Source organism: Brasilonema sp. UFV-L1, from assembly GCF_012912105.1.
Classification (GTDB): domain Bacteria; phylum Cyanobacteriota; class Cyanobacteriia; order Cyanobacteriales; family Nostocaceae; genus Brasilonema.
The window spans coordinates 1-8,893 of record NZ_QMEA01000150.1; the positions used below are offsets into that span (position 1 = coordinate 1).

10 protein-coding genes are annotated in these 8,893 nt (G+C 41.2%); 6 read left to right on the forward strand and 4 right to left on the reverse strand.

Features of this window, described 5'->3' with window-relative positions; genetic code table 11:
* Positions 1-32 precede the first annotated feature (32 nt).
* Together DP117_RS28800 and DP117_RS28805 are read right to left on the reverse strand one after the other, a co-directional pair.
* Entirely contained in the window at positions 33-668 is a 636-nt protein-coding gene (locus DP117_RS28800; protein ID WP_248277873.1) for a reverse transcriptase domain-containing protein, read from the reverse strand.
* Between the two features lie 86 nt (positions 669-754).
* Positions 755-883 carry a reverse transcriptase N-terminal domain-containing protein gene (locus DP117_RS28805; RefSeq protein ID WP_211176404.1) on the reverse strand — a complete coding sequence of 43 codons (129 nt, stop codon included), beginning with the start codon at positions 881-883 and terminating at the stop codon, positions 755-757.
* 1,254 nt (positions 884-2,137) lie between these two features.
* On the opposite strand from DP117_RS28805, the gene DP117_RS28810 reads away from it, so the two are divergent.
* The 4 genes from DP117_RS28810 to DP117_RS28825 all read left to right on the forward strand — a co-directional run bounded on the left by DP117_RS28810 (position 2,138) and on the right by DP117_RS28825 (position 6,420).
* Positions 2,138-2,293, forward strand: coding sequence for a hypothetical protein (locus tag DP117_RS28810; protein ID WP_169221633.1), 156 nt, complete (start codon positions 2,138-2,140; stop codon positions 2,291-2,293).
* A 695-nt stretch (positions 2,294-2,988) separates the two neighbouring features.
* Positions 2,989-4,272: a glycosyltransferase gene (locus DP117_RS28815; protein ID WP_169221634.1), complete on the forward strand. Its 1,284-nt coding sequence runs from the start codon at positions 2,989-2,991 to the stop codon at positions 4,270-4,272.
* Between the two features lie 315 nt (positions 4,273-4,587).
* Positions 4,588-5,694 (forward strand): methyltransferase domain-containing protein, encoded by a 1,107-nt coding sequence (locus tag DP117_RS28820; protein WP_169221635.1) that lies wholly within the window; start codon positions 4,588-4,590, stop codon positions 5,692-5,694.
* A 294-nt stretch (positions 5,695-5,988) separates the two neighbouring features.
* Positions 5,989-6,420 (forward strand): hypothetical protein, encoded by a 432-nt coding sequence (locus DP117_RS28825; protein WP_169221636.1) that lies wholly within the window; start codon positions 5,989-5,991, stop codon positions 6,418-6,420.
* Between the two features lie 28 nt (positions 6,421-6,448).
* Here DP117_RS28825 and DP117_RS28830 read toward each other — a convergent pair whose 3' ends face one another.
* On the reverse strand, positions 6,449-7,156 hold the full coding sequence (locus DP117_RS28830; protein WP_169221651.1) for a diacylglycerol/polyprenol kinase family protein: 708 nt from the start codon (positions 7,154-7,156) through the stop codon (positions 6,449-6,451).
* 61 nt (positions 7,157-7,217) lie between these two features.
* Here DP117_RS28830 and yidD point away from each other — a divergent pair, with 61 nt between their 5' ends.
* The gene (gene yidD / locus DP117_RS28835) at positions 7,218-7,478 is read left to right on the forward strand and encodes a membrane protein insertion efficiency factor YidD (RefSeq protein ID WP_017319336.1); all 261 of its coding nucleotides are present in this window, start codon (positions 7,218-7,220) and stop codon (positions 7,476-7,478) included.
* Complete coding sequence (locus tag DP117_RS28840) at positions 7,475-8,182, forward strand: M15 family metallopeptidase (protein ID WP_169221637.1); 708 nt, start codon at positions 7,475-7,477, stop codon at positions 8,180-8,182. The genes yidD and DP117_RS28840 overlap by 4 nt, the downstream gene beginning before the upstream one ends.
* A 5-nt stretch (positions 8,183-8,187) precedes the next feature.
* Here DP117_RS28840 and DP117_RS28845 read toward each other — a convergent pair whose 3' ends face one another.
* Complete coding sequence (locus DP117_RS28845; protein ID WP_169221638.1) at positions 8,188-8,661, reverse strand: TspO/MBR family protein; 474 nt, start codon at positions 8,659-8,661, stop codon at positions 8,188-8,190.
* Positions 8,662-8,893 lie beyond the last annotated feature (232 nt).

The following is an 8,893-nucleotide window of genomic DNA, read 5'->3' on the forward strand; positions in this document are numbered from 1 at the left end:
CTCCTATTTTCTAATGACCGTAAGCAATACCACTAAGTGCTTCGTAGCACACTAACTCCACCTTGCGGCGTACCCTCAGATGTTGAGAACAGCGATTTGCCGTCCTTCACTCCTGACTTAAGCCATGCTTTTAATTGTTGGCGTAGTGTCGGGAATGTATTTACTTTTGTTAGCAGTGCTTCATGGTCGATTTGGTCGAAGCATTTGGAAATATCCGCATCTAGCACAAATTTATCTTTGTACCGGATTTGGTTGAATATTGCTCCGATTGCATCGTGGCAGGAACGCCCTGGTCGAAATCCAAAGGAATTAGGCTCGAACTTGGCTTCCCATTCAGGTTCCAAGGCTAGTTTAACTAGCGCCTGCAAAGCACGATCATGCATTGTCGGTATACCGAGTGGTCTTTTTTCATTTGTTCCTGGTTTTGGTATCCAAACTCGCCGTGTTGGTTTGGATTTCTGGGTTAATCTCAGTTGTTTTACTAAGGTTAGACGAGCTACTGGGGTCAGAGCTTTTACTCCATCCACTCCTGCTGTTCTTTTCCCTTGGTTATCCTGAGTGATCCTTCTGACCGCAATGCACTTTGCTGACCTAGACCTCATCAATGTTTTCTGGAGTCGGCGAACTGCTTTGACATCTCCACGAGTAGAGGCTTGATACAGCAGCAATTCCTGAGTCAGGAGTCAGGAGCGGAGCAAGGAAAGCTCCGCCTCCGGTCAGAAGTAAAAAGAGCTTTCTATCTGCCTTTTAGACTTCAGTAGTGTACTTCATTTACTTGAAATGTGCTGTATATTCTTTTTTGCAGCTTAAAAATTTGACGTTCTAGCTTTCGCCAGTTTATCTTATTCCATTCCACCGTAGTCTTTAAACTCGTTTTAGACATGTTTACTGCTACTAGAAACTATATCTTCCAAGTCATCGTAAGTCTGTTGGCATATCCTTGGCATTACCCAAGGCTTTCGCTTCTGACTCAATCTTTTCCTCTTATTGTTTATGGATGGTTTCCTACTCAGAAATCGACCCTTCTGAGAACAAATTAAGAGGATTAATTCGTTCCAAATAACCATTATTAAAACCCTTAGAGCGATGCTGTCCACCGGGTTTGGAGGCAGTGCTTATTGGTCAATATAACAATTGCCAATGCCCCATTATCCTTGCCTTTTTGGCTTGGGCTTAATCAGCCGTCGTATACCCATCAGACCTAACGATGGTTCGACACATCTTCACTACTAGGTTGCTCATAGGTTCTTACTAGGCAGGTTGCCAAGTACGGCTCTTGGAATTCTGCCATTTAACTATCCCAGCATTCCACCGTTTGATAACCAGTCTCTCAGTTGGGGATAGCGTTTTCACTGTTGCACCTACAGGGTAGGACTTAGCTTTCTAGGGTACTTACTTTCACCTACATGGTCATTTAGTTGTCATGGTTTTGAGACCATGCTAACCGTCCCTGAGTGTGTTATTTCACTCAATTAGGTTAAACGAATCGCACGCTAATGCGCTCTTTGTGTCTATGTCCTGCGGACACGCTGCGCTAATGCGGTTCATTTAAATAGGTAATCTTCCGGCGGAAAGGGAGTAATCATTCTGTAAAAGAATAGCAAACGAAGGATGAACCATCACCAGACTACATTCTTCATCGCATTTGTCCCCAAAAAAATGGCACGGTGAGAGAACCCCTCGATTAATCGTGTGGGAGTCGCGCTAACCCAGAAAGCCTGCCCATTTTTTTCCGTGTTAGACCTCGTCATGTTTCAAAACTTTATGTTCTGACTGCAATTCTTCTTCTTCAACGGTGAGAAGGTAAACAGGAGATTGCATGGTTTTTAGCTTAGCAATTCTTAATATAATAAGCGAAGTAAGATTTATTATTTTCTCTATTTTCCTAGAACCCATAAAGGGTGGCGACGCGCTCGTCTATTTCTTTTACGCCTCTATGTTCAAAAAAGAATTCTTACAGACCAAAGAGAATTGCTATATTTTTTTAAGCTAAAGTATTGCAACTCTCTATCACTGATTATTGCAGAGAATGTAGATATATTGCCAATGAGAGCTAAGGAGAAAATGAAGAACTAAAGTAGAGATGTTAGAAGATATATCGCAAGTGAAGCGATAACAAAAATAGGGGTCTTATATTATGGTTATCTCCGAGATGCTTGCTAAGGTCACACAATACATTTCTGAAGCTGCCATGCGTATTTTTGGACCATCAGATGATGCATATCCCAATACTGGCGTACAACCATTTACAGGAGAGCCTTATAACGAAAGGACAGCTGACAATTGGTGGTAGCCCTAGGTCGTGCGTCTTTCGGGAGTTCCCTCAAGTATGCAAGCTACCATTCTGTGAGGCGATTCCCAAGGCACCATGCGCGGGTGGTGCCTATTGTTAATCGAAATTAACTTTACAAATCAGATCTAAAAATTTCTTGGTAATATTAGTTTTTGCGATACCAACCGCTGATATATAGCGGTTTTCAATTGCCTGCAATACGGTAGAGACATTGCCCTCCGGGTATGCCTGCGGCACGGCTGTTGCCTATCGCGCTCCGCGTAGCGTGCGCCGCGCATAGGAAGAAAAAAGAAGATAGGTAATTTGATAGCGCGAAGGGAGTAGGACTGCTATAACTTGTTTTTTAAAACGAAAGACTTAGAAATTCATCAACTATATTATCTATATTATTGTAGTTCTTAACAAGACAACTCAACTCAAAATTGTCTCTGGTATATTTCACAATTTATTGGCGGCAAGATGTATTTTTTTCAATTATATCCACAAATGAAGCAACAACCTTTTTTTGATTTTTTGGAATAGTTTTAATTTAAGATGTCATCTGGCAAAATATAATAAAATCTTTTGAATGGTAACCGTTCACAGGAGTTGTTTCGCGACAGCAAAAAATAAGTACATATAGATGGTAGATTTAGATGGCATGGATGAAAACTGCCTAGCTTAACGTTAGCAAAAAAGTATCGGTATTACTATCTATGACCCATTTTGGTATGATTTGTCCCTCCGCAGTTGCCCATATCAGTACTATGACATCTCTGGGCTGGGAACTTAAACAACGAGGTCACCAAGTCACCTTATTAGGTCTGCCCTATGCAGAAGCTAAGGCTGTCGCATTGGGATTAGGCTTCCGTACACTCGGGAAGTTTGATATTACTAGCGAGAGGACAGTCCAAAAGCATACCAAAGCAGGAGAGATGGTTGGTTTAGCAGCCTTGCGATCCAACCTCAAGATGGTCAAAGAGGATGTGGCTGTGCTGCTTCGGGACGCCCCAGAAGCAATCAAGTCAGAAGGAATAGAAGCCTTACTAGTAGACCAAACTTCCTATGAAGGAGGTTCTGTTGCACAATTGCTGGATATTCCCTTCGTTAGCGTATGCAGTGGTTTACTGCTCCACCCTGAAGATAGCATTCCTCCCTTTTTCACTTCTTGGGCTTATAATCCATCTGGGTGGGCACGTCTACGTAACAAAGCTGGTTACAAGTTAATTAATTATATTGAGCAACCTATTTTGGAGCTAGTCAGAGAGTATCGCCAAGAGTGGAAGCTGCCCTGGCTGTCTCACCCTAGCGATTCCTATTCACAATTGGCTCAGTTGAGTCAACAGCCGATTGAGTTTGAGTTCCCTCGTACTGAGTTGCCTAAATGCTTTCATTTCATGGGAACTTTAGCTAATGAGATCAGTAGAGAACCAGTTTCTTTCCCGTTTGAAAAGTTGACTGGCCAACCACTGATTTACGCCTCAATGGGTACCTTGCAAAACCGTCAGATGAGGATTTTTCAATGCATTGCCGAGGCGTGTGTGGGGCTGGACATCCAACTAGTCATTTCTTTAGGTGGCGGAAATAGTCCAGAATCTTTGCCAGAACTGCCCGGTTCACCTTTAGTTGTCAGTTATGCACCCCAATTAGAACTGCTTAAAAAAGCGACTCTCGTGATTACTCACGGGGGCGCTTCTACAGTTTTAGAATCCTTGAAAAATGGGGTGCCGATGGTAGCAATTCCAATTACCTATGATCAGCCTGGAGTGGGGGCGCGTCTTGTGTGGACGGGAGCAGGTGAAGTTGTATCTTTGTCTCGTTTGAATGTTGCTAGGTTACGAACTGCTATACAACGAGTGCTGAATGAAGATACTTACAAAAAGAACGCCTCTAAATTGCAAGAAGCTATTCAGCGAGCAGGTGGAGTCACTCGTGCAGTTGATATTATTGAAAAGGCAATATCTACAGGGAAGCCTGTGATTAATAGCCAATTAACTTAGAGTTTTTTATAAAGTAAACATTAAATTCTTGTAAGATGTGTTACGCGCATACTTTCGGTGTGAGTTGTTACGAAAAACATGTGAAAAGCATCTAACGCAGCACCACATAATACCAATTCAAAATTCAAAATGTGCTGCGCACCGCTGCGCTAACAAAATTCAAAATGAAGAAAGCCGAGACTAAACGCCGTAACGCAACGCTAATCAAGTCAGAGGAAGATCCACACCACTTTTTGCCTTTCCTACTGAAGATTTACTTTAAAAATCAACTCTAAGCTCAACTTTATGGATCAAGTCGAGCTAAGAAAAATTATCATGAAAAAATTTTATGTACCAAGTGCGTTATTAACTGTAAAAGATTCTCAAGTCGTGGCAATATTTGACACTAATCGGAATAAAACCCAAATTATTGCTAACAAATCTTGGTTGATTATCCTAGAAATTTTTATCCATGAACAATCTTTAGAAGCTGCGTATCAGCGCTTCCAGCAGATGGATTCTTCACTCATTTCAGAACACCTATTAAACCAATGTAAACGAATACGTTATGACTTGGAGGAATTGCTGATTCTGTTAGCTCATAAAACATTAAAGATTTCCAAACAAGGATTGTCTGGTCTGATGAGTGCAGATCAGCACAGTAATTTTAGTGCTATTAGTCAAGAAAATCCTTACGTACTTCTGTGCTTATTTGACCAAGAAAATTTGATAGCAGACGAACAAAAAATTAATACTTTTGAGGATTTTAGTCAAACGGTAGAATATTTAGAAACACTAGGTCTGCTCTCTCCAGCAGTAAATACTTTAGATTGGGGTGATTTAAAACGGCGGTTTCCTATATGTCATAAGTTTGGCTTTACCAGAGGAACTCCTGTTGATAGATATTACTTAGATAAATTTATTAGCGAGATTCGACATCAAGTTGTCGGTTCTGTATTAGAAATAGGTGGTGTGCTACTGAATAAAGAAATTTATCAGCTTTCTGTTGCAACTGAATATCAAACTCTTGACCTAGTATCTAGACCAGGAGTTACTGTAGTTGGGGATGCTCATGACTCAACAATAATCATGCCAGAATCTTTGGATACAGTATTGGTCTTTAACGTGTTAGAACATTGTCATAATCCTTGGGTGGTTGTTCAGAATATTTATAGTTGGCTGCGAGTTGGTGGTAAGTGTTTTTGTATGGTTCCCAGTGCTCAAAAATTACATAGCCTTCCTAAAGATTATTGGCGACCATTGCCAGATGGAATGAAACAGTTATTTCAAGATTTTTCTGAGTCCAATTTGCATATTTACGGTAATCCCTTAACAGTTTTAGCAAGTTTTATGGGAGTTGCAGCCGAAGAGTTATCGCCTCAAGATTTAGATGATTTTCATCCAGATTACCCAGTGGCAACTTGTATAGCTGCGCTGAAATGAGGAACTCACTATCATTTGCCTTGTCTCACCATTCTCCACGTGTCTAGGTTACAGGCTGCGGTTTCTTAACTTTTTGATGTATTAAGATTTTTTTTAAAACAAAGTAAGGTAACGCTCACCAGGAACTCTCTTCACCTTGCTGTCGATGGTATTGCATTAATAGAGGCTTTGTTATCCTTCAGCAGAATCAGCCTTAATTTTTCGTTTCACTGCGTAAATCCTTTTTTCAACCAAAGTCTCACAATAGACATTCCCTAGTTTTGCTAGGGAACGAGAAATGAGGAGCATGAAACAATGTTTTGGAAATTCATAGTTAGTGCTTTAGTGTTACCCAGTTACCTTGGATTAGAGGTAGCTACAGCGTCAGTCCAAAAAGAAGTTCAGACACAACCAAACTATGAGGAATTAAAAACGCAAGTTGTTCAGATTGAAGATGATTCGTTAACTCAAGCAGATTGGGAGACTGATGTTGAACAACTAAAACATCATAAACGCCGTCACCATTACAAAACTCGTCGATATAACCGTCATCATAAACCTTGCCCACAAGACTACGGTTCTGATTACCGTCGCAGATACTATCCACAGCACATTCATTACCGCAGGCGGCATTATAATGACAACAGATATTATCATCATAGACACTACCATCCTCAGTACATCTATGATCGCGAGATATATCGTAATCCCTACAGATATTACCGTCACGGGCGCTACCACTACTAATGACGTGTAAACATTTCCCCACTTTTCATTACCCATTTCCCATCAACTGGCTTAGAACATAAGCAAGTGCTGCACTACCTAAAGGAACTGTCAAATTATCAATACCAAGAAACGAAACAACTTCTAACCCACTAGCAACTAAAGCAACCGTCAAAGATATCAGCCAAGTTTGCCAATGGTTTCCTTGTACACTCACTAAAATCAAACTATTGATCAAAAAACTCACAACAGTCATTGTCAGGGAACCTTCCCAACTTTTTTCTCTGCCAAATACTTTATATTTATGTTGTCCAAATCGCTGTCCAACCAAAGCTGCTAATCCATCTCCCCACGTCATCACTAAGATTCCTAGTACAGCATACTGAGGTTGTTGCAGTGTCCAGAAGCAAGTGATTAAAATACCAATACTCACGGCATAGAAAAATGTCCCGAAACTTTTGCGTCCAACACTATTAATACCAGGCAGAATTGGAAATCGGTAGGACAATAAGGTCACAGCACTCGCTACAATTGAAGCTGTAACGCCCACAATTGGAGGGACATCTAGCCACCAAGCTAGTAGAATCACATTACCTGTGCCAATGTGAACTATCTTCCGTACAATTTCTGGATCTTTACTACCGAAGCGATTGACCACCCCTGCAATAATAAGCACAAACACAACCCAAATTGCAACGACAGCAATTTGTAGCCACAAAGAGAAAGTAGATTCTAAATCAAAAAATGAACTCAGCAATGATGCCACAAAATAGATAGTTATAGCCCTAAATACCACTTTATTAGATTTCGTGACAGCAATGAAACTATTATTGATTTTGCTGATTCGCTTCTACCGAATGTTTATCTCGCCGCTATTTCTTCCAACTTGCCGTTTTCAACCAACTTGTTCAATGTATGCTATCCAAGCAATTGAACGTTTTGGAGTCTGGCGCGGTAGTTGGTTAGCAATTCGGCGTATCTTGCGGTGTCATCCGTTTCATCCGGGAGGTTATGATCCAGTACCAGAAGCGTTAGGAACAGCAACAAAACAATCGTCTTGCTGTCAACATCACGAATGAGACCTTATCATAAAATACCAATCGTCGAGTGTGGTGAACCGTTAGTAGAGATTCCTTTGGAACTGTTCGCGGTGGAATCTCCTCATCCTTATGAAAAATTGGGTGCGCCTTATGGTGAACACTCTCCTTATTTTCTTCGTCAAAGCGTTGTTGACAGCCTCATAGCAGCTCAAAAAAATCTCCAACTGCTATATCCTGACTGGCGTCTCCAAATCTTTGATGCCTATCGCCCTGTCGCTGTGCAAAAGTTTATGGTAAATTACGCTTTTGGCGAAGCTTTGCAAATGGCAGGACTGACTGAGGCTGAGTTATCACCAGACAAAAGCCAAGTACTCTGGGAGGAAGTTTATAAAATTTGGGCTGAACCAAGTTTGGATGAAAAAACACCGCCTCCTCACAGTACGGGTGCTGCTGTGGATGTGACATTGGTAGATGATGCGGGGGAAATTGTCGAGATGGGTTCGCCGATAGATGAAATGTCAGAGCGATCGCATCCACATTACTTTGCCAATTCTTCTCATCCACTCGCACAAGAATACCATACTAGTCGCCAGCTATTGTGCGATGTTATGGAAAAAGCCGGATTTAGACGTAATCCTAGAGAATGGTGGCATTTTTCCCTAGGAGATCAGATGTGGGCTTGGCTGAATAACGAAACCAATCCAAATCATCCCGTGGTTGCACGCTACGGACGTATTTTCTAACGCATCTACGCATCTTGAGGATTAAGCTGGATTAATTCCTCAGTCGTATAAGTTCCCACTGGACTCCAAGCCAAGTATGGCAGAAGTAGCAGCGCTGCAAATTTAGAAACTGGCAAAACAGAGAGTGTCAGCAGCACACCTAAGATAACACCAACTGACCCAAGAATTTCTCCTATTCTCAGGCTGCGCCACCTTAACATCACCGGGATGTAGGAGACAGTAATAATTTCTAGCAGAAGATATAAACCCATTAGCACCCAGGTTATCAAACTTCCTGGATTTTTTTGCCAAACAATATTGGCAGAAGCTGCACCGCAAACAAATGTAAAAGTCCAGATAAACGGAATCAGCGGTTCAAAAACCAACCACCTAGGGCGAGTTAACTGTGCAAACCACTTAACATCACGAGGCGTGATGAAAAAACTACCAACTGCAATCACAAAAGTGACAGCCCCAATTACCATCCAAGATTGAATCATAGTTAACGCACTTTTTGATAATTTTGTCAATCTATTTAAGGCAATTGTGACAATTTAGGACATCAGTTTAATCAACCGTAGGTTTGAATATTTAAACCAGTTACCAGTTACCAGCTACCAGTTACCAGTTACCAGTTACCAGTTACCAGTTACCAGTTATCAGTTTGAAGAAGAATTCAGCAATTGTGAATTCAGTATTCAGAAGAAATAAATAAAGAATTGCGACTCCTGA